This is a genomic window from Staphylococcus sp. FSL W8-1270 (assembly GCF_038007165.1).
Taxonomy (GTDB): domain Bacteria; phylum Bacillota; class Bacilli; order Staphylococcales; family Staphylococcaceae; genus Staphylococcus; species Staphylococcus hominis.
In genome coordinates this window covers 2,014,217-2,035,527 of the sequence record NZ_JBBOWQ010000001.1, presented here as the reverse complement: position 1 = coordinate 2,035,527, position 21,311 = coordinate 2,014,217, and the positions used below count along the sequence as shown (strand labels likewise).

Below are 21,311 nucleotides of genomic sequence, written 5' to 3'. Positions count from 1 at the left end.
GTCAAGTGAATTGACTTAAAAAGATTAAAGGTACCTATCTATTGTATGACCTAATATTTATTTTTTTATTGTAAAAAATTGTAAAAGTATTGTGTTAAATGGTAAAATACATTATCCTAGGAGTGTATTTACATATAATATTATGTGTATTTTACATTTTAAAGTATAAATAATTTATTTATTAGGGGGTAAATATGAGTAAAAGAAGACAAGGTCCTATTAACAAGAGATTGGATTTTATTTCTAATAAGTTAAATAAGTACTCCATAAGAAAATTCACTGTAGGAACAGCTTCAATATTAGTTGGTGCTACATTGATTTTTGGCGCCGATCATGAAGCGCAGGCTGCTGAAAATACTGCAGACGCTACAAATGAAACTGTAGATAGTAATTCAGCTAATAAACCTGACTCAGCAGAAACATCAACAACAGAAGAACCATCAACACAACAAGACGCTAAAACAGATGCTTCAACAACTCAAAGTACAACAGAACAACCAAAAGAAGAGTCATCTTCAACTACATCAACAACAGAAGAACCATCAACACAACAAGACGCTAAAACAGATGCTTCAACAACTCAAAGTACGACAAAACAATCAAAAGAAGAGTTATCTTCAACTACATCAACAACAGAAGAACCATCAACACAACAAGACGCTAAAACAGATGCTTCAACAACTCAAAGTACGACAAAACAATCAAAAGAAGAGTTATCTTCAACTACATCAACAACAGAAGAACCATCAACACAACAAGACGCTAAAACAGATGCTTCAACAACTCAAAGTACGACAAAACAATCAAAAGAAGAGTCATCTTCAACTACATCAACAACAGAAGAACCATCAACACAACAAGACGCTAAAACAGATGCTTCAACAACTCAAAGTACGACAAAACAATCAAAAGAAGAGTCATCTTCAACTACATCAACAACAGAAGAACCATCAACACAACAAGACGCTAAAACAGATGCCTCAACGACACAAAGTACAACAGAACAACCAAAAGAAGAGTCATCTTCAACTACGTCTTCAAAAGATAATACAACTCAAGAATTAGATAGTTCAGCAGAAAGCCCATCAGATGCGACAACACAATCAAATAATTCAACTGATACGTCATCTACTACAGATGCTCCATCTATTACTTCAGATAGTTCAGTTGCAGATAAACAAGCATACACGAGTAATGCGGTAGATAGTTTAAATGCAGATACAAGTAATAATACAGACACAATTACTGATGCAGTAAGTAATGATGTGAATTTAGAAACAGCAACACGAGATCAGATTGATAATGCAGTTGTAGCTGAAACAATTAAAACAGACTTTTCAAATCCAGATTATGGATTAACTAGTCCGTTTATGACATTAGCAGCCACAGCGCCAATGTCAACAGCATCAACAGATAGTACACCAACTACTTTTGCTTTAAATAGCACTGATACTACATCAAGTACAGGTGGATCTTTAGTAAATGATAAAATTCGTGTTACAAATGCTAGTTTGACACTTAATCAGAAAAATAATCAACACGATAATAACACGATTTGGCCAACAAGCAATGAGCAATTGAAATTATCTGCTGATTATGAATTAGATAACAGTATTAAAGAAGGAGATACATTTACTATAAAATACGGTGATTACATTAGACCTGGTGCTTTAGAACTTCCAGCTAAAAATACACAATTACGTAGTAAGGAAGGTTCAATTGTAGCAAACGGTGTTTATGATGAAACTACAAATACAACTACATACACTTTTACTAATTATGTAGATCAATACCAAAACATTACAGGTAGCTTTAATCTTTTAGCAACACCAAAAAGAGAGACAGTAACTAAAGATAAACAAAGTTATCCTATGGATGTTACCATCGCTAACCAAGAAGTTAGAGAAAACTTTGTAGTAGATTATGGTAATCATAAAGACCATCTTACAAATGCAGCAGTAGCAAATGTTGATAATGTAAATAATAAACATAATGAAGTTGTTTATTTAAATCAACCTGGGAATAGAATTTATGATGCAAAATATTTCTCAACAGTTCAAAACGGTAATTTTATACCTAATGAAATAAAAGTGTATGAAGTATTAGATGATAATGTTTTAGTTGATAGCTTTAATCCGAATTTAAACGGATCTGCAGTTAAAGATGTAACTAATGAATTTACACCTAAATATAGCCTTAATAATACTAGAGTAGATATAGATCTTAACCGTAGTAATATGAAAAAAGGAAAACGTTATATTATTACTCAAGCGGTTAAACCATCAGGTACTGGCAATGTTACTACAAATTATGAATTAACACGTTATGGTAATCAAGAATCAAGATACCCAACAGGCACTAAAAGTACAACAGTCAGTTACATTAATGGTTCTTCAACAGCACAAGGAGATAACCCAACATACAGTCTTGGAGACTATGTATGGTTAGATAAAAACAAAGATGGTATCCAAAATGATGACGAAAAAGGTATTCCAGGTGTTTACGTCATTCTTAAAGATAGTAATAACAAAGAATTACAACGTGCAACCACAGATGATACAGGACATTATCAGTTTGATAACTTACAAAATGGAACATATAATGTTGAATTTGTTATTCCTAATAATTACACTCCATCGCCGTCAAATACAATTGATAATGATACTATTGATTCGGATGGTCAAAAAGATGTAGATAGTAATGTAGTGGTAGCCAAAGGTACCATTAATAATGCTGACAATATGACTGTTGATACAGGTTTTTATGAAACACCAAAATATAATTTAGGTGACTATGTATGGGAAGATACTAATAAAGATGGTATCCAAGATTCTGATGAAAAAGGAATTGCAGGTGTAACCGTTACATTAAAAGATAGTGATGGTAATGTATTAAAAACAACAACAACAGATGAAAGTGGTAAATATCAATTTACTGATTTAGAAAATGGAACGTATACAGTAGATTTTGAAACACCCGAAGGTTATACCTCAACATCTGTTAATTCTGGTAATGATAATGGTAAAGATTCAAATGGCACAACAACAACAGCTATTATTAAAGACGCAGATAATGAAACAATTGATTCAGGATTTTATAAACCAAAATATAACTTAGGTGACTATGTATGGGAAGATACTAATAAAGATGGTATCCAAGATTCTGATGAAAAAGGAATTGCAGGTGTAACTGTTACACTAAAAGATAGTGATGGCAACACAATTGGCACAACAACAACAGATGAAAGTGGTAAATATCAATTTACTGATTTAGAAAATGGAACGTATGAAGTTTCTTTCACAACACCTGAGGGCTATACACCTACAACAGAAAATTCTGGAAATAACAATGAAAAAGATTCTGATGGTTTAACAACTACAGGTGTTATTAATGGTGCTGATAACTGGACACTAGATAGTGGATTTTATAAAACACCAAAATATAATTTAGGTGACTATGTATGGGAAGATACTAATAAAGATGGTATCCAAGATTCTGATGAAAAAGGAATTGCAGGTGTAACTGTTACATTAAAAGATAGTGATGGTAATGTATTAAAAACAACAACAACAGATGAAAGTGGTAAATATCGTTTTGATGATTTAGATAGTGGTGACTATATTGTGCATTTTGATAAACCTGAAGGCTTCACTCAAACTACTACAAACTTAGGTAGTGATGATGAAAAAGATGCCGATGGTGAAGAAGTACATGTAACTATTACTGATCATGATGACTTCAGTATTGATAACGGATACTTTAATGAAGATAGCGACGCAGACTCAGATGCAGATGCTGACTCAGATGCAGACGCAGACTCAGATGCAGACGCAGACTCAGATGCAGACGCAGATTCAGATTCAGATGCAGATGCAGACGCAGACTCAGATGCAGACGCAGATTCAGATTCAGATGCAGATGCAGACGCAGATGCAGACGCAGATTCAGATGCAGATGCAGACGCAGACTCAGATGCAGATGCTGACTCAGATGCAGACGCAGACTCAGATGCAGACGCAGACTCAGATGCAGATGCAGACGCAGACGCAGATGCTGATTCAGACTCAGATGCAGATGCTGATTCAGATGCAGACGCAGATGCAGATGCAGATGCAGATGCTGACTCAGATGCAGACGCAGATTCAGATGCAGATTCAGATTCAGATGCAGACGCAGACTCAGATGCTGATTCAGACTCAGATGCTGATTCAGACTCAGATGCAGATGCTGACTCAGATGCAGACGCAGACGCAGATTCAGATTCAGATGCAGACGCAGACGCAGACGCAGATGCTGATTCAGATGCAGACGCAGATTCAGATGCAGATGCTGACTCAGATGCAGACGCTGATTCAGATGCAGACGCAGATTCAGATGCAGATGCTGACTCAGATGCAGACGCAGATTCAGATGCAGATGCTGACTCAGATGCAGATGCTGATTCAGATGCAGATTCAGATTCAGATGCAGACGCAGATTCAGATTCAGATGCTGACTCAGATGCAGACGCTGACGCAGATGCAGATGCTGATTCAGATTCAGATGCTGACTCAGATGCAGACGCAGATTCAGATGCAGATGCTGACTCAGATGCAGACGCTGACGCAGATTCAGATGCTGATTCAGATGCAGACGCAGATTCAGATGCAGATGCTGACTCAGATGCAGACGCTGACGCAGATTCAGATGCTGACGCAGATGCAGATAAAGCTCATAATGATAAAGCAGATAAATCAAATAGTAATGAATTACCTGATACTGGTAATAACAATCAAAATAATGGCACATTATTTGGTTCATTATTCGCTGCACTTGGAGGATTATTCTTAGTTGGCAGACGTCGTAAAAACGAAAATAATGATGAAAAATAATAAGTAGATTTCATGTTGACACAATGAAATTTAAAACCAGGCCTTTCAGGGCCTGGTTTTATTTTAAATACTATGATATTAATTGATAGAAAGAGGATAAATAATTATAAATAGGGTGAAAACTATGGATTTTGAATATAAATTAGAAAAATTATTAACCGCAGTAAATAATAAAATTGAAATTAATAATTATGTTTTTTTAAGTTTGGGTAAACCTAACATCAAAGCTCAAGTTAAACTGTTCAAAAAAACGAATTACCTTAAGCAAGATATTTCGAAATCAGCACTTAAATTTAAAAAGAAAACAGGTCAATTTCCCGAGTGGATTAAATTAGATATTGTTACATCCACTGAAAAAGTTCAATTTACAGAATTGAAAAAAACGTTAATTAATACACGACGAAATTATGTGGATTTTGGTATCGCATTTGATAGTCTATGGAATTTAGCCGTTTTACCTGAAGAAATTAATGCGAATGCTTTTGTCCGACCAGATAATACAACTAAAGAACTATTTCTTTCTGATAAAAATATTAATAATTATTTACGTAAATACACGACTAACAAAAAGGCTTTTTCAAGTGAATTTTATGACGAAAAAGAAGTTGTTAAATTTTATACACAAGGCTTCTTTATAGATAATGAAGAAGTATATGAACTATACAACAATGGTTATAGAAAAGGTTTAAGAAAAGTAGATCATTTGGGGAGTGAAATTGATCAATTAATTGAAAGCAGCACTCATTTCTTACAAAATATGTTGTTAGATAATGGTAAATATATTTATGGGTATTTCCCACATTTTGATAATGAAATTGGTTTTTATAATATACTAAGACATTCATCTTCTACATATGCCTTAATAGAAGGATTAGCATATTTAGGTGAAAGTTTGCAACCTGTTGAAAAAGCAATTGATTATGTTATTTCAAATCAATTACTTGAAGTTGAAGATAAAGCGTATGTCTATGATGATACGGAAGACACTAATGAAATTAAATTGGGACAAAATGCTTCATTTATATTCGCTGTATGTGAATATTTGAAATATGAGAATAATCCTAAATATCTTGAAGCTGCTCAAAAAGTAGCGAACGGTATTCTTTCAATGATTGATGAAGATACATATGAAACGACGCACTTATTGAATTATCCTGATTTAAGTGTTAAAGAGAAATTCAGAATCATTTATTATGATGGCGAAGCAGCCCTTGCTTTGTTGAGACTATATCAAAGAGATAAAAATGAGTTATGGTTGAAAACTGTAGAAAATTTAATGGATCGTTTCATTGAGAAAAAATATTGGCAATATCATGATCATTGGTTAGGATATTGTACAAATGAATTAGTTCAAATTAATCCTCAAGAAAAATATTTTGAATTTGGGATAAAAAATGTGAATACATATCTAAATTATATTAAAAACCGTGAAACTACTTTCCCAACATTCTTGGAAATGCTAATGGCTACTTATCGATTAGTACAAAAAGCCAAAGAAACGAGTTATGAGGAATTAGTAAATCATTTGATAGATGAAAAATATTTAAAAGAAGTTATTGATATTAGAGCAGATTATCAAAGAGTTGGCTTCTTTTACCCTGAAACTGCAATGTACTTTAAAAATCCATCTAGAATTTTAGGAAGCTTCTTTATTAAACATCATGGTTATCGTGTCCGTATTGATGATATTGAGCATTATTTGTCAGGGTATGTACAGTATCAAAAGGTATTCAAAGGAAGTAGGTATTGATTATGCTAACAATTAGAAAGATTTATCATATTATAGGTGGAACATTAAAGGATGCTCATAATAGAGAATCAAATGAAATAAATGATTTTGAAACCATCTATAAATTTGTAAAAAGCAAAAAGACTGCATATTTTTCTCCAAATAAAGAAACATGGGCAAGAGAATTGGGAAGAAATAAAAATGCTTTAGATGGTAATGATTTAGTTGACAGCCAAAATGAAGAGATTGGTTTAATTATAACGGAAAGTTATATTTCCAATTTAAAATTTACTGTTCCTCAAATAATTGTAGAAGATTCAGTTCAAGCATTTAAAAAACTAGCTATTTATATTAGAAATCAATATAAAAATCCGGTTGTTGCAATAACTGGATCAATGGGTAAAAGTTCAACTAGAATGTTAATTACTAGCTTATTAAGTGATTTTGATGTACTCGAAAACAGAGGAAACAATAACGTTAGAGCAGCCATTTATAATAATATGTTGAAATTAATCAAAAATCCAGACTTTGCTGTGATTGAAACATCTTTGAATGCTATTAATTATCTTGAAAATACAGCAGTTTACTTAAAACCTGATATAGCAATTATTACTGGTATAGGTGAAGCACATTTTTCAACTTTTAAGTCTGTTAAAGATATTGCCAAAATTAAGACAAGGATTTTTGAGGGACTTGCAGATAATGGAGTGGCAATTGTTAATAACGATACATTATATGCAGATTACTTAGTAGACAAAGCGCGAGAAAATACAAATAATGTCTTAACTTATAGTATTAAAAAGGATAGTAATGCTGATTTAACTGTAGATAACATCAAGTATAATAAAGGAAATATTGAATTATTAATAAATGACCAAAATAACGAAACAGACATTTATCAACTTAATACGATTAGTGAAGGAATGGTTTCTAACACACTAGCAAGTATGCTAACTCTGAAAAGTCTAAATTTACCAATAAAGAAAGACTTACTTAAGAATTTCAAACCTTTTTCAAAAATATTAGCATTGAAAGAAATACAAACAAAATCTCATAAACTAACTTTACTGGATGATACACATAATGCTTCTTTGCCTGCAATGATTAATGCAATTAGAGCTTTTAATAGTCAAACTAGATTTTACAAAGGAAATAAAATCATTGCAATTGGAAAAATTAGTGATTTAGGTCATAAGTCTAGTGAAACACATTTACAATTAGTGGATGAGTTAGAAAATTGTAATGCAGATTATATTCTATGTAAGGATATAGAATTAAGACAAGTCGTAAATAAAGTTCGAAGTAAGAATATAATTTGGTATCCTAACAAAGAATTATTGATAAATGATTTAAATTATTTATGTAATGAAGATTCTCTAACTTTACTAAAGTCTTCTGTAACTGGTACAGATTTTCCAGAAATAGCTAAATCATTACCTAATATTTTGAGGAGGAATGACGTAGAATTTGATTTTGATAATCTGTTTGAGAAACTTAGTCAAGTAGGGGAAAGTTATATTAGAGTAAATAATGATACTGGACAAATCATTGAAGAATTTAACAGTGATATGTCTCAAACAATTGAGGGAATGGGCCCACTCATTTATTATTTAAAAGCTATAGATGAAAAATTAGAAAATAGAAAGATTAACATGAAGAGTTGGTCAACTAATAGTAGTAAAACTGGCTATGTTGAAGGTCGAGAAATTTATACTTATACATTACTAAAAAATATGACTAACTCACCACATCCTTCTGAAATCTATGAGTTAGCTAATGAGTTATTTGAAAATCATGTAGATCGAAAAAAATATACTAAGTATTTGATTGAAAAACTAAAATTATCTAGTTCGATAGCTACAAATCTAACTGGTCGTTTCAGAATTAAAGATCGCCAAAGTTATACTGTAAAAGATTTATATCAAATATATAAGTATTATAAATATGATTTATTTAAATTTAATAATTCTTTTATTTTAGGACTTAAATATAAAAGTGGATTTATACGTGGAGAAAAAGAAACTATTATTTTCACTTCATATCAAGATCCCAAATCTGACTTTAAAAATTTTTAGAATCTCTTTCTTAATATTTCGTTGCATTTAATTCATATTCAAGCACACTCTTCTCAAATTTTAATGTTTTCACGATTTAAACAATTATGATGAGCATTTGATTATTTTTTAGTATTTTATTATGTAACTTTTAATATTATTTTTTAATTCTATGTAATTAGTTGGCTTTGGACTCATTTAAAGAAGAGATAACGATGTAAATTTTTATGTTCTTTTATTTCTATTTGATTTTTGGTAGAAATATCTTTTCTTTTATTAATGTTTATATGTTCAATCTTATTACCTTCTCGATTATAAATATTAAGTATTTTTATATCGTGTTCATCTTAACCAATTACAATTGCTAGCTTGTTTGGATTAGTTAGTATTATTTCTGTCATAGTATTTCTTATTTTTCGACTATAAATTCATTTGGTATTATTTCTGTTTGACCTATTGGAAATTTATTTTAGAAATAATTTTTTATTTTTCAAGAATTTAGTTAGTGTTTCGTGGTAATGTTCAGTTAAAGTTGCATAAACATTAACTTTTAATGTTATTGTTTTATCAAATAATATATATTTAATTAATGTAATTATGTAAATTGTTACTAGTATCGATGATATTGAACACTACATTTCTGGATATGTTCAATTCCAAAAGGTATTCAAAAAATAAATTACCCCAAAAGTTAGGTATTGATCTAACTTTTGGGGTCGCTTCACTTTAGGAGACTTTATTATTTTCTATATTTTAGTCTTGCGAAAGCATCATGTTGGTGAATGGATTCTTCGTTTCGACATTCAATGTCAAAGCCATCAATCCAGTCAAAATCTACTAAATCTGCGGCAATTAAACGAATTAAATCTTCAACGAAACGTGGATTTTCATATGCACGTTCTGTTACGCGTTTTTCATCAGGACGTTTTAAAATTGGATAAAGAATAGAGCTTGCATTTGCTTCCATTGCATCTAAAATCTTTTCTTTGTAATCATCTATCATTTCAGAATGTTTATCTAAATACACTTTTACTGTTACAACACCCCGTTGATTATGAGCAGAGTATTCGCTAATTTCTTTAGAGCAAGGACAAAGTGTCGTTACAGTAGCCGTGAGGGTAAGTTCTTTACGCGTTACTTGATCTTTATGAATTGCTAAACCGTAAGTAACATCAGCATGACCCACTGCTTTGATATGAGTTACAGGACTATAACGATCAAAGAACCATTTACCTGAAACGTCTACTCCCGCAGCATTCTGTTTCATATTGTCTTGTAATGTACGTAATACTTGATATAGTGTATCGAAATCCAGTTCTAAACCATTATTATAATGTTTCTCAACACTTTCTAAGATACGACTCATGTTAATACCTTTTTCATCTTTATTTAAACTTGTTGAGAAACTAAATGTACCTGCTGTTTGAAATTGATCAATTTTAACAGGATATACTAAATTTTTAATACCCACTTCTTCAATTTCAAATAAGAAGTTTTTATGTGTACTTTGTAAATCAGTCATTTCATTTTTAGTTGTAGGTTTTGTACCTTTGATAGGGTCTACTGAACCAAAATGTTTCCAGCGACCTTCTCGAGTAGATAAATCAAATTCAGTCATTCGTTTATTGTACCTCCTCTAATGATTTTAATTATCGAAATGATACGTCCAATAAGGTTCGACTTCTAGAAAACTTTGTGTTTCTCCACCAACTTCAGGGCTTGCTAATTGTTTTAAGAAAGGACCTGTTTGAGATTTATGAGCTTCAAACGCTTTTAATTTAATCTCTTTATATTGACTAATGTCATTTAATATATCAGGTTCACCTAAAATCTCCGGTGCATCATTACTGAATGCTACGAGTTGAAGTCTTGGACGCTCTTCTTTAGGCATACGTCCTACTGTTCTTACGACAGCTTCAGCTGTTGCTTCATGGTCTGGATGTACAGCAAATTTTGGATAAAATGAAATAATCACTGATGGATTTGTCTCCTCAATCAATGTTTTTACCATATCATCCATTTGCTCATGTGGCTCAAATTCTACTGTTTTATCTCTTAAACCTATTTTACGTAAATCAGTAATACCAATCACTTTCATAGCATCTTCTAATTCTTTTTCGCGAATATAAGGTAGTGACTCTCTTGTCGCAAAAGGGGGATTGCCTAAATTACGTCCCATTTGTCCTAATGTGAGACAGGCATAAGTGACAGGCACCCCATTTTCAATATAACTTGCGATTGTCCCAGCAGATGAGAAGGTTTCATCATCGGGATGTGGAAATATCATTAGTACATGTCTTTCATCTTTCATGAATCTTCCTCCTCTATACTGTAAATGGCTGTTCACTGATTTCAATCGTCGCAGCCAACTGTCCTTCGTAATTAAATCCAGCTATTAAAAATTCATTATTATCATTGATTTCATAGTGAGTCAGGCCTTGCACATATACCCAACCTCCATCACGAAGTTTCAACCCAACACGAAATGGATCTTTATCTCCGCCCTTTAGTTGCGCATGTTCATATGTGACTTGTATATTTCGTAAAAACGTACCTGCATTAAACACACGTTGATCAAAATGATTAGCATATGCACCATTCGTCGTTTCAACATGCAAATAGACAGGTTTGTTTTCAAATGTAGTTAACAATCGTTGTACTTCTTCAGCTTTAATGGGTTCCAACACGTTCACTCCTTACAACCATACAATGTGTGTATCTATCTATTTTACTAAAAAGAACTACCGAATTGTACACCTATGCTCAATTTATTTATAAATGAAAGAAAATAATTTGAAGTGATTTAAAGGTTTAAAAATATTTAACATGGGTATGTATACTACTACGACTATGATATGAAAGGATGTTTGTAATGGAATTACAATTAGCAATCGATTTATTAAATAAAGAAGAAGCAGCAAAATTAGCTAAAAAAGTTGAAGAATATGTGGATATCGTAGAAATTGGTACACCTATCGTTATTAATGAAGGATTACCAGCTGTTCAACATTTAAACGAAAATATTAATAATGCTAAAGTGTTAGCTGATTTAAAAATTATGGATGCAGCAGACTATGAAGTAAGCCAAGCTATTAAATTTGGTGCAGATGTTGTGACTATCTTAGGTGTTGCAGAAGATGCTTCAATTAAAGGTGCGGTTGAAGAAGCACACAAACATGGTAAACAATTGTTAGTTGATATGATTGCTGTACAAGATTTAGAAAAACGTGCGAAAGAATTAGATGAAATGGGCGCTGATTATATCGCTGTTCATACTGGTTATGATTTACAAGCTGAAGGACAATCTCCATTAGAAAGCTTACGTACAGTTAAATCAGTCATTAAAAATTCTAAAGTAGCCGTAGCTGGTGGTATTAAACCTGAAACAATTAAAGAAATTGTAGCAGAAGAACCTGATTTAGTTATTGTTGGTGGCGGTATTGCTAACGCAGATGATCCTGTAGAAGCAGCTAAACAATGTCGTGAAGCGATTGAAGGTAAATAAAATGCCAACTTTTAACAATTATCATTTAATTCTTGAAGAAATAGATAACACGTTATCACATCTAGAGGATAATGATTATGGACGTTTTGCAAATGAAGTGGTTGGCGCATCTCGTATCTTTACAGCTGGTAAAGGTCGCTCTGGATATGTTGCTAATAGCTTTGCAATGCGTTTGAATCAACTAGGAAAAGATGCATCTGCAATAGGTGAAGCAACAACGCCATCTATTAAAGAGCATGATTTATTAATTATTATTTCCGGTTCTGGATCAACAGAGCACCTAAGATTATTAGCTGAAAAGGCACATTCAGTTGGTGCTCAAATTGCTTTAATAACAACTAAAAAAGAATCTAAAATTGGCGATGTCGCTGATACAGTGATTACTTTACCTGCAGGAACGAAACATGAAGCAGAAGGCTCTGAACAGCCGTTAGGTAGTCTATTTGAACAATCTTCACTTATCTTTTTAGATAGTGTCGTGATTGGATTAATGGATGCCTTTAATATTAATGAAGAAGCAATGCAAGACAATCATGCTAATTTAGAATAAAAACCATCACTCAAATATATTATCGTTCAGATGAATATATTTGAGTGATTTTTTTATGTGTTATTTTTCATATAATGTTAATATAATAATTAATCCAGTTAACATTTGGAGAGGGTTATATGTTAGAAATACTAAATAAATTAAATCACTATTCAGTAGAACAACCAGATATGATTGCACTATCGTTCGAAGAAGATGTATTGACATATCAAGAACTTTATACAGCAATACAGCAATTAAAATCAGTCTTCATGCATTTACCGAAAGGGTCCCGAGTAGGATTGTTAAGTAAAAGTCCTTTACATAATATGTTGAATTATTTTGCAATATTAGAGCAAGGAAGTATTCCATGTTTTTTAGATGATCAATGGTCTGAAGTAACAATTCATCAACTGATTGAAACGTATCATATTGACTATCTTGTTGATGAACAGCATAGACTGATAAAGACAACGTCTTCTGAAACATATCCAACATATTTAAATGAGCAGTCACAAGTCCATCAACTATTACATATTGGTTTTACATCTGGGACAACAGGGTTACCTAAAGCATATTATCGAAATGAACCATCTTGGCTTGCGTCATACAAAGAAAATGAAAAGCTACTTCGTCATAAAGAAAACATACTTGTAGCACCGGGACCACTTGCACATTCATTGTCTTTATACACTTGTATTTATGCGTTATATACAGGGAGAACATTTATTGGACAAACCCGTTTTAATGCGACTAAGCTCGTTAGCAAAATGAAACAACAAACAACAAATAGTGCATTATTTCTTGTTCCAACAATGCTACATGCAATAACAAAAATAAATCACGATCACCTACATTTAACGACTATTTTAAGTAGTGGGGCGAAACTCTCTTCTTCGTTGTTTAAGCGTATAGCCGAAACATTTCAGCATGCTAATATTATTGAATTTTTTGGAACGTCAGAAGCAAGTTTTATTAGTTATAACATTAACCGTAAAGCTTCTGTTGATTCAGTGGGATACATATTTCAAAATGTAACGATTGGTTTAGAGGAAAAAGACAAGAATCATATAGGGTTATTAAATGTAAAAAGTAATATGATATTCTCTGGATATGTAAATCAATCTGTCGTATTACCTGAAACATGGATTAAAACAGGCGATTACGCTTATATTAAAGATAATCAATTATATTTAGTGAGTCGTCAAAATGAACGATTAATTATTGGAGGTAAAAATGTTTATCCTCAAGTTATTGAACAAATGATAAAAAATATTGATGGAGTAGAAGAAGCAATTGTTATAGGAGAACCGCATCCACGTTTTGGGGAAATAGCGGTTTTACTATATACAGGATCGATAGAACTTGAGTACCAAACTGTGAGACAACATATTATGAAAGTTCTATCACGATATGATGTACCTTCCAAATTTATAAAAGTAGACAGTATGCAATATACCCAAAGTGGCAAAGTTGCTCGAAATAAAATGCGTACTGCCTATGTAAAAGGAGACTTTAAATTATGAACCAACCGGTTATTGTATGGGCGAAGCGTACACCTTTTGGCAAATATGGTGGGGAATTGAAACATTTAGAACCTGAAACATTACTCATGCCCTTATTTGAAGAAATGAATTCAATTTTTCCTAAAATAATACCTGATATAGATGATGTAGTGATTGGAAATATCGTAGGTAATGGTGGAAATATTGCTCGTAAAGCCTTATTAGAAGCAGGTCTAGCTGAGAGTATTCCAGGTGTTACAATGGACCGTCAATGTGGGTCAGGGTTAGAAAGTATTATATATGCATGTCGAATGGTTCAAGCTGGTGCAGGTCATATTTATATAGCTGGAGGAGTAGAAAGCACGAGTCGTGCTCCTTGGAAGATTAAACGCCCTCAATCAGTGTATGATACACAATTACCAGAATTTTATGAGCGTGCCTCTTTTGCACCAAAAGGTCAAGATCCAAGTATGATAGAGGCAGCTGAAAATGTTGCGCAATATTATCATATTACGCGTAAACAACAAGATGCCTTTGCGATACGTAGTCATCATCTCACACATCAATATTATAAGAATGGAAGTATAAGTAATGAAATTGTATCTTTAAACATCAAAGGTCATTTATTTGATAAAGATGAAAGTATTAAGCCAACACTTACTGAACAACGATTAAATCGATTACGTCCTTTACTAGCTAACGGAACAGTAACGGTTGGAAATAGTTGTATGAAAAATGACGGCGCTGCGCTTGCACTCGTTATGAATCAAGAAACGGCATTACAATACGGAATATCAGAGGGAATGATGTTTACAGATGCAGTGACAATAGGTGTCAATCCGAAACGACTAGGTATTGGACCAGTACCTGCTGTAACAAAATTACTAAAAAAACAAAATTTAAAAATAAGTGACATTGATGCAATAGAACTTAATGAGGCATTTAGTTCACAAGTTTTAGCTTCAATTCAAGAGTTAAAATTAAATATTAATCAAGTCAATCAGTGGGGGGGAGCCATTGCGTCTGGTCATCCTTATAGCGCAAGTGGCGTAGCATTAATCACTAGGTTATTAAATATGACACATTGGAAGCGGGGAGTTGCTACAATGGGGATTGGAGGAGGAATGGGAAATGCTATACTCTTCGAACGATGGGGCTTATGAGAAAATAGAAATAGATTTTAATGAGCAAGAAGTAAGAGAGTATTGCGAAGTAGTTGAAAGAACGTATAAAGGCGTAGTGCCTCCACTCATGTGTGCAAACGTTTGGCCAAAGTTTAAGTTGTTCCAAAAGTTTCAACAAGAAAATATTCTTCTTGTGCGAACAACATGTGAAGAATTTGAATCATTAAAATGTAGGCTAAAATATGAGGCGTACTTAACACATAAAAGTACGAAAAAGTTTAAAACATATATCCAATATATCTACGATTTAAAAATATATAAAGATAATAGACAATGTATATTTATTAGGCAAACATTTATAAAAAAGGAGGTAAATGATGAGGTTTAGTCATGATAAAGTGAGTCATTACCTTCGCCTTGTTAATGATAAAAATGAGCTTCATTCAACCATTGTCCCTGGTCAACTGGTAGTGGATTGTGTATTAGCGTATTTTCAAATAGAGTGGACACAATTTAACGTTAAGTATAGAAAGATTATAGATATAGACGAAGAAGTTATCTTAAAAAAAGTGAGTCATAATGAAATAAACGTCTTTGGTTTAAATGGTGAAGAAAAAATAGTTATTACTAAAAAAAGTAATCATACTGATTTATAATTATTCATTTAACCGTTGATAACCCACCATAGGTGTTAAAAAAGAAACAATATTATAAAAATATAGCGTTAATGTTAGTATAACTTAAAGTTCCTCTCCAAGTTTCCAAAAGGGGACAATTTTGGACTAACATTAACGCTATTTTATTAGGGTGAGCTTTTGAATCATTAATGACTTTTTAAAGTTTTGAGTATTAGGGGCATTTTAACTTTAAAAAAAGATTTTGAAATATTCATCTGTGTTCGATTTCAATTAGGAAAAACACTTTTTAATTTTTGAAATGTGATGAATAACTTAATTTCATGTTATCAACATCACTTTCTAGTACAGAGAGCAATTGATAGAGGTCAGTTTTACTAAACGTTTTATCGAATTTTACCGTAATCGTCTTGAAGGTCTTTGTAATAATTTCGTATATTGGGATACCGTTTTCTATATTTTGCTTGTAGATAATCATGTTGTTAATTCCTCCTTTGTCTCTCTACACTTAATATAGTAATGGATTTTATGATAAAAAACATGAGTCTATGGTACTAACTTTTACTGCAACGGACTGTGTAGAGCATACTACGACTAAATACCTAGAAGATAATGAAGATATAAGAAAAGCTTTTAATCCTAGTGTGACCAAACTATCATACACAAGATTAAAAGCTTTAGAAGTGCTTATATTTCTTTAAAAATGCAGTACAGACAGTAGCTGATTGAATTGAAAGTACGCTGATTAGCTTCTTTCAACTCTAATGCTGGGGCACCAACAAAGAGACTTTCAAAATGAAAGTCAACGATCAACGCGAGTTGGGGCGTCGGGGAAGGACAATGAAATCTAATTAAGGATTACAAAAGACTAGTCTCTTTTGCATAAGAAGTACTAGCATTTTTTTCAAAAATGCAGTACTTCTTTAAACTTCTTTGACGTCGACGTCGATGTGTTCTACGCGGTTGTATGCGCCGTGATCAACTGGGCCTACAAAGTCGTTCATTTTCCAACCATTTTTAATTGCTGATGCCACAAATGCTTTAGCGCTAATAACAGCTTCTTTAGGTGATTTACCATTTGCCAAGTAAGCTGTTGTAGCTGCTGCAAATGTACAACCTGCACCGTGGTTATAACTTTGTTGGAACATATCAGTTGTTAATTGATAATATGTTTGACCATCATAATATAAGTCGTAAGATTTATCTTGATCTAATGCTTTACCACCTTTAATAATAATATGTTGAGCACCTTGATCATAAATGATTTTTGCAGCTTTTTTCATATCTTCAATTGACGTTAATTTACCTAATCCAGATAATTGACCAGCTTCAAATAAATTAGGTGTTACGACCGTTGCTTTAGGTAATAAATATTTAATCATTGCATCTGTATTTCCTGGGTTAAGTACTTCGTCTTCCCCTTTACATACCATAACTGGGTCTACTACGAAATATTTTGCACCTGATTGTTCAAATGCTTCGCCAGCACGTTTAATGATTTCTTCAGTTCCAAGCATACCTGTTTTAACAGCATTTGGACCAATTGAAATGACGGTTTCTAATTGTTTTTCGAATACATCCATTGGAAGTGGTGTCACATCGTGGGACCAAGTTTCTTTATCCATTGTTACAACAGCTGTTAAAGCCACCATACCGTAAGTGTTTAGTTCTTGAAATGTTTTAAGGTCGGCTTGCATACCTGCGCCAGCGCTTGTATCAGAACCGGCAATTGTTAATACTTTTTTTAATGCCATGTATTATCACTCCTGTCAATTATTTACATCTTTATTTATCATATCATGTAACTCAACTATTGTTCTAGCATGAAGATAGTAAGGCGATTTATATCACGTTTCAGAGGGGTCCTATGTTAAAATAGAAGTGAGGTGAAAACGATGGAATGGTCAGACATTTTTCATGACATTACAACAAAACATGATTTTAAAGCAATGCATGATTTTTTAGAAAAAGAATATACGACACAAATCGTCTATCCAGATAGAGAAAATATTTATCAAGCTTTTGATTTAACACCATTTGAAGATATTAAAGTTGTTATTTTGGGTCAAGATCCATATCATGGACCTAACCAAGCACATGGGTTAGCATTTTCAGTTCAACCCAATGCTAAATTTCCACCATCTTTAAGAAATATGTATCAAGAATTAGAAGATGATATTGGCTGTCATAGAACTTCTCCACATCTACAGGACTGGGCGCGTGAAGGTGTTCTGTTATTAAATACTGTATTAACTGTACGTAAAGGTGAAGTGCATTCCCATAAGGACATTGGATGGGAAATATTTACAGATGAAGTCATTAAAGCTATTTCAGATTATCGCGAAGACGTTGTCTTTATCTTATGGGGAAAACCTGCGCAGCAAAAGATAAAATTAATTGATACAGCAAAGCATCATATCATTAAATCTGTTCATCCAAGTCCATTATCTGCTTATCGAGGTTTCTTTGGGTCTAAACCTTACTCTCGTACAAATGATTATTTAAAATCTAAAGGTAAAACACCCATACAATGGTGCGAAAGTGGGGAATCTTAATTGAACAAAGAACAATTAATTCAACTTATAGAACACGAATTAGTGCAAGCAGATGAAGCTCAAGATGAACAGCAGTTTGAAAAGCATATGTATGCGATTCATACCTTAACATCTCTTTATTCCGATGTTTCGAAACGACCTTCTAAAAAATCAACACATGATTTTACTAATAGTGTAACTTCTGAATCTTCGTTTTCAAATAAGTCTTCAAATCATTCAGCGATTACTGCTGCAGAAATTGAAGCGATGGGTGGTAAAGTTCCACAAACAATGAAGCATCAAACTAAATCGTCTAATATGATGGTGACGGATGAGGAAATTGGAAATGGTGAATCAATATTTGATTTTTAATTAAAAATAAGTTAGGAGAACTAAAATATTATGATGAAAGTATTTATAATTTTAGGTGCATTGTGTACGATGATGTCTGTTGGTACGGGTGCTTTTGGTGCACATGGACTTGAAGGAAAACTCTCTGATAAATATATGTCAGTATGGGAAAAAGCAGTGAATTATCAAATGTATCATGGTCTAGGATTAATTATGATTGGCATCATTAGTGGTACAACTTCTATTAATGTGAATTGGGCAGGATGGCTTTTGTTCTTTGGTATTGTTCTATTTAGTGGCTCATTATATATTCTTGCATTGACTCAAATTCGTATTTTAGGAGCGATTACACCATTAGGGGGCGTACTCTTTATTGTGGGATGGTTAATGTTAATTATTGCAACATTTAAATTTTCTGGATAATCATATTTTATATTTTGGTTAGTAAACTCACCTTTTTGGGTATGTTAAATACTCGAGGTGAGTTTATTTTATGAATGATAAAAATCGAGAGATAGATAGAGGAGATTTAAAGCAAAACCTCTCTGAAAAATTTGTTTGGGCGATTGCTTATGGCTCGTGTATCGGATGGGGAGCATTCATACTGCCCGGTGATTGGATTAAACAATCAGGTCCGATTGCTTCGGCAATTGGTATTGTTATTGGTGCTTTATTGATGATATTAATTGCTGTAAGTTATGGTGCATTAGTCGAACGTTTTCCTGTGTCAGGCGGTGCATTCGCGTTTAGTTATTTAAGCTTTGGAAGATATGTGAGTTTCTTTTCATCGTGGTTCTTAACATTCGGTTATGTTTGTGTAGTAGCGTTAAATGCGACAGCATTTAGTTTATTAATTAAGTTTTTACTGCCAAACATTTTGAATAGTGGAAGATTATATACGATTGCTGGATGGGATGTTTACATAACAGAAATAGTTATTGCTACGGTATTATTACTAGTATTTATGTTTATTGCAATTCGTGGTGCAAGTGTTTCTGGTACACTCCAATATTACTTTTGTGTAGCAATGGTCATTGTTGTTGTACTTATGTTTATAGGTTCATTTTTCGGAAATAACTTTTCGTTAAGCAACTTACAACCTTTAGCAAGTAAAGAGCTTGGATGGTTTAATTCCATTATTATGATTGTAGCTATTGCACCATGGGCTTATGTGGGATTTGATAATATTCCACAAACAGCAGAAGAGTTTAATTTTTCGCCAAACAAAACGTTCAAATTGATTGTATACAGTTTATTAGCGGCAGCTTTAACTTATGTCATTATGATTTTATACACAGGATGGTTGGGTACGAATAATGCGAACTTTAATGGAAATTTATGGTTAACAGGTGCTGAAACACAAACTGCTTTTGGTTATATTGGTTTAGGAGTATTAGCGATTGCTATTATTATGGGGATTTTTACTGGATTAAACGGATTCTTAATGAGTTCAAGTCGATTACTATTCTCAATGGGACGTGCTGGTGTCATGCCTAAAGCGTTTAGTAAATTACATCCAAAATATAAAACACCCTATGTAGCCATTATCTTTTTAGTAGCTATTACTTTAATTGCGCCATGGTTAGGACGTACCGCATTGACATGGATTGTTGATATGTCTTCAACAGGTGTATCGATTGCTTATTTTATTACTTGTTTATCTGCTGCTAAGCTATTTAGTTACAATAAACAAAGTAACACGTATGGTCCTCTTTATAAGACCTTTGCTATTTTAGGTTCTATTGTTTCATTTATCTTTTTACTTTTATTATTAGTTCCAGGATCACCGGCTTCACTTTCAATGCCTTCATATATTGCATTGGGTAGTTGGTTAGTGATTGGTCTTATTTTCTTTGTAGTTCGATACCCTAAATTAAAAAATATGAATAATGATGAATTAAGTCGTCTGATTTTAAATCAATCAGAACGAGAAGTTAAAGAAATGATACAAGATAAAAAATAATATACGTAAACGCGAGAGATGAGGGTTAGTTACCTACAATCTCTCGCGTTTTATTTTTATATACGTTTACGTCGCCGAGCGAAACCAGAAACGATGATTTTTGAAATTTGGTCTGCGAATAATAATCCTAATGCAATCGCACCAGCGATAAGTGTGACTTCGAGCATTGTATTGATTGCTTTACCAAATTGTAATAAGACTAGATTTTTAGTTGCATCAAAAGCAAGTCCACCAGGAACTAATGGAATAATACCAGTAACCATGAAAATGATTGCAGGTTCACGTTTTTTACGAGCCATGTAATGACTGATTAAACCCAATGTAAAGCTACCGAAGAAACTTGAATAAATCGTATGTATATTCAAACCTTGGTAGAATAAAATATATACCATCCATCCACAAGCTCCAACAAAACCACACGATAAATACAGCTTTCTAGGAGCGTCAAAGATGACACAGAAAAAGAGAGAAGCTGTATAACTAAATATAAAATTAAATAACCAAAACATTT

General features: G+C 32.8%; 19 protein-coding genes. 13 read left to right on the top strand and 6 right to left on the bottom strand.

Translation table 11 applies throughout. From position 1 onward, the window contains the following. Window positions 1-194: 194 nt before the first annotated feature. The 3 genes from NSU06_RS10135 to NSU06_RS10125 all read left to right on the top strand — a co-directional run bounded on the left by NSU06_RS10135 (window position 195) and on the right by NSU06_RS10125 (window position 8,675). A complete protein-coding gene (locus tag NSU06_RS10135) occupies window positions 195-4,871 on the top strand; it encodes an SdrD B-like domain-containing protein (protein ID WP_340779948.1) in 4,677 nt (1,558 codons plus the stop codon). A 124-nt stretch (window positions 4,872-4,995) separates the two neighbouring features. Further along, a complete protein-coding gene (locus NSU06_RS10130) occupies window positions 4,996-6,621 on the top strand; it encodes a poly(glycerol-phosphate) alpha-glucosyltransferase (protein WP_070549202.1) in 1,626 nt (541 codons plus the stop codon). Window positions 6,622-6,623: 2 nt separating this feature from the next. After that, the gene (locus tag NSU06_RS10125; protein ID WP_053019377.1) at window positions 6,624-8,675 is read left to right on the top strand and encodes a Mur ligase family protein; all 2,052 of its coding nucleotides are present in this window, start codon (window positions 6,624-6,626) and stop codon (window positions 8,673-8,675) included. 718 nt (window positions 8,676-9,393) lie between these two features. On the opposite strand, the gene folE2 is transcribed toward NSU06_RS10125, so the two are convergent. From folE2 to NSU06_RS10110, 3 genes are read right to left on the bottom strand one after another with little or no spacing between them, the layout of a single operon-like run. Continuing rightward, a complete protein-coding gene (gene folE2, locus NSU06_RS10120; protein ID WP_119882013.1) occupies window positions 9,394-10,272 on the bottom strand; it encodes a GTP cyclohydrolase FolE2 in 879 nt (292 codons plus the stop codon). Between the two features lie 27 nt (window positions 10,273-10,299). After that, entirely contained in the window at window positions 10,300-10,965 is a 666-nt protein-coding gene (gene bshB2, locus NSU06_RS10115; protein ID WP_340779944.1) for a bacillithiol biosynthesis deacetylase BshB2, read from the bottom strand. 13 nt (window positions 10,966-10,978) lie between these two features. Further along, on the bottom strand, window positions 10,979-11,341 hold the full coding sequence (locus tag NSU06_RS10110) for a YojF family protein (protein ID WP_002488035.1): 363 nt from the start codon (window positions 11,339-11,341) through the stop codon (window positions 10,979-10,981). Between the two features lie 185 nt (window positions 11,342-11,526). Between NSU06_RS10110 and hxlA the strand changes: the two genes are divergently transcribed. From hxlA to NSU06_RS10080, 6 genes are all read left to right on the top strand, one after another. Beyond that, complete coding sequence (gene hxlA / locus NSU06_RS10105; RefSeq protein WP_002455709.1) at window positions 11,527-12,159, top strand: 3-hexulose-6-phosphate synthase; 633 nt, start codon at window positions 11,527-11,529, stop codon at window positions 12,157-12,159. Between the two features lies 1 nt (window position 12,160). Next, window positions 12,161-12,709, top strand: a complete 549-nt coding sequence (gene hxlB, locus NSU06_RS10100; RefSeq protein WP_049418534.1) for a 6-phospho-3-hexuloisomerase — start codon at window positions 12,161-12,163, stop codon at window positions 12,707-12,709. 119 nt (window positions 12,710-12,828) lie between these two features. Continuing rightward, the gene (locus NSU06_RS10095) at window positions 12,829-14,214 is read left to right on the top strand and encodes an AMP-binding protein (RefSeq protein WP_017176056.1); all 1,386 of its coding nucleotides are present in this window, start codon (window positions 12,829-12,831) and stop codon (window positions 14,212-14,214) included. After that, entirely contained in the window at window positions 14,211-15,356 is a 1,146-nt protein-coding gene (locus tag NSU06_RS10090) for a thiolase family protein (RefSeq protein WP_048682873.1), read from the top strand. Before NSU06_RS10095 ends, NSU06_RS10090 begins: the two co-directional genes overlap by 4 nt. Then, window positions 15,325-15,705, top strand: coding sequence for a hypothetical protein (locus NSU06_RS10085; protein WP_002455705.1), 381 nt, complete (start codon window positions 15,325-15,327; stop codon window positions 15,703-15,705). The genes NSU06_RS10090 and NSU06_RS10085 overlap by 32 nt, the downstream gene beginning before the upstream one ends. Beyond that, a complete protein-coding gene (locus tag NSU06_RS10080) occupies window positions 15,695-15,973 on the top strand; it encodes a hypothetical protein (RefSeq protein ID WP_070519190.1) in 279 nt (92 codons plus the stop codon). Before NSU06_RS10085 ends, NSU06_RS10080 begins: the two co-directional genes overlap by 11 nt. 268 nt (window positions 15,974-16,241) lie before the next feature. Here NSU06_RS10080 and vraX read toward each other — a convergent pair whose 3' ends face one another. After that, window positions 16,242-16,430, bottom strand: a complete 189-nt coding sequence (gene vraX, locus NSU06_RS10075; RefSeq protein ID WP_340779940.1) for a C1q-binding complement inhibitor VraX — start codon at window positions 16,428-16,430, stop codon at window positions 16,242-16,244. 445 nt (window positions 16,431-16,875) lie between these two features. Then, window positions 16,876-17,706 carry a bifunctional hydroxymethylpyrimidine kinase/phosphomethylpyrimidine kinase gene (gene thiD, locus NSU06_RS10070; protein WP_340779938.1) on the bottom strand — a complete coding sequence of 277 codons (831 nt, stop codon included), beginning with the start codon at window positions 17,704-17,706 and terminating at the stop codon, window positions 16,876-16,878. Window positions 17,707-17,847: 141 nt separating this feature from the next. Between thiD and NSU06_RS10065 the strand changes: the two genes are divergently transcribed. The 4 genes from NSU06_RS10065 to NSU06_RS10050 all read left to right on the top strand — a co-directional run bounded on the left by NSU06_RS10065 (window position 17,848) and on the right by NSU06_RS10050 (window position 20,800). Beyond that, window positions 17,848-18,507 carry a uracil-DNA glycosylase gene (locus tag NSU06_RS10065; protein WP_340779935.1) on the top strand — a complete coding sequence of 220 codons (660 nt, stop codon included), beginning with the start codon at window positions 17,848-17,850 and terminating at the stop codon, window positions 18,505-18,507. Beyond that, window positions 18,508-18,858, top strand: coding sequence for a DUF5327 family protein (locus NSU06_RS10060; RefSeq protein WP_340779933.1), 351 nt, complete (start codon window positions 18,508-18,510; stop codon window positions 18,856-18,858). It begins immediately after the preceding gene. Window positions 18,859-18,891: 33 nt separating this feature from the next. Then, window positions 18,892-19,260, top strand: a complete 369-nt coding sequence (locus NSU06_RS10055) for a DUF423 domain-containing protein (protein ID WP_107632348.1) — start codon at window positions 18,892-18,894, stop codon at window positions 19,258-19,260. A 70-nt stretch (window positions 19,261-19,330) separates the two neighbouring features. Continuing rightward, window positions 19,331-20,800 carry an APC family permease gene (locus NSU06_RS10050; RefSeq protein WP_340779931.1) on the top strand — a complete coding sequence of 490 codons (1,470 nt, stop codon included), beginning with the start codon at window positions 19,331-19,333 and terminating at the stop codon, window positions 20,798-20,800. 56 nt (window positions 20,801-20,856) lie between these two features. Here NSU06_RS10050 and NSU06_RS10045 read toward each other — a convergent pair whose 3' ends face one another. Beyond that, window positions 20,857-21,309, bottom strand: a complete 453-nt coding sequence (locus NSU06_RS10045; protein WP_002448879.1) for a threonine/serine exporter family protein — start codon at window positions 21,307-21,309, stop codon at window positions 20,857-20,859. Between the last annotated feature and the right edge of the window lie 2 nt (window positions 21,310-21,311).

Bases quoted from the DNA above. Each gene is read 5' to 3' on its own strand.
- thiD (WP_340779938.1), bottom strand. From the start codon at position 17,706: ATGGCATTAAAAAAAGTATTAACAATTGCCGGTTCTGATACAAGCGCT.
- NSU06_RS10065 (WP_340779935.1), top strand. From the start codon at position 17,848: ATGGAATGGTCAGACATTTTTCATGACATTACAACAAAACATGATTTT.
- NSU06_RS10085 (WP_002455705.1), top strand. From the start codon at position 15,325: ATGCTATACTCTTCGAACGATGGGGCTTATGAGAAAATAGAAATAGAT.
- NSU06_RS10045 (WP_002448879.1), bottom strand. From the start codon at position 21,309: ATGTTTTGGTTATTTAATTTTATATTTAGTTATACAGCTTCTCTCTTT.
- NSU06_RS10090 (WP_048682873.1), top strand. From the start codon at position 14,211: ATGAACCAACCGGTTATTGTATGGGCGAAGCGTACACCTTTTGGCAAA.
- NSU06_RS10080 (WP_070519190.1), top strand. From the start codon at position 15,695: ATGAGGTTTAGTCATGATAAAGTGAGTCATTACCTTCGCCTTGTTAAT.
- NSU06_RS10055 (WP_107632348.1), top strand. From the start codon at position 18,892: ATGAAAGTATTTATAATTTTAGGTGCATTGTGTACGATGATGTCTGTT.
- NSU06_RS10050 (WP_340779931.1), top strand. From the start codon at position 19,331: ATGAATGATAAAAATCGAGAGATAGATAGAGGAGATTTAAAGCAAAAC.
- vraX (WP_340779940.1), bottom strand. From the start codon at position 16,430: ATGATTATCTACAAGCAAAATATAGAAAACGGTATCCCAATATACGAA.
- NSU06_RS10130 (WP_070549202.1), top strand. From the start codon at position 4,996: ATGGATTTTGAATATAAATTAGAAAAATTATTAACCGCAGTAAATAAT.
- NSU06_RS10135 (WP_340779948.1), top strand. From the start codon at position 195: ATGAGTAAAAGAAGACAAGGTCCTATTAACAAGAGATTGGATTTTATT.
- NSU06_RS10125 (WP_053019377.1), top strand. From the start codon at position 6,624: ATGCTAACAATTAGAAAGATTTATCATATTATAGGTGGAACATTAAAG.
- NSU06_RS10095 (WP_017176056.1), top strand. From the start codon at position 12,829: ATGTTAGAAATACTAAATAAATTAAATCACTATTCAGTAGAACAACCA.
- hxlA (WP_002455709.1), top strand. From the start codon at position 11,527: ATGGAATTACAATTAGCAATCGATTTATTAAATAAAGAAGAAGCAGCA.
- folE2 (WP_119882013.1), bottom strand. From the start codon at position 10,272: ATGACTGAATTTGATTTATCTACTCGAGAAGGTCGCTGGAAACATTTT.
- hxlB (WP_049418534.1), top strand. From the start codon at position 12,161: ATGCCAACTTTTAACAATTATCATTTAATTCTTGAAGAAATAGATAAC.
- bshB2 (WP_340779944.1), bottom strand. From the start codon at position 10,965: ATGAAAGATGAAAGACATGTACTAATGATATTTCCACATCCCGATGAT.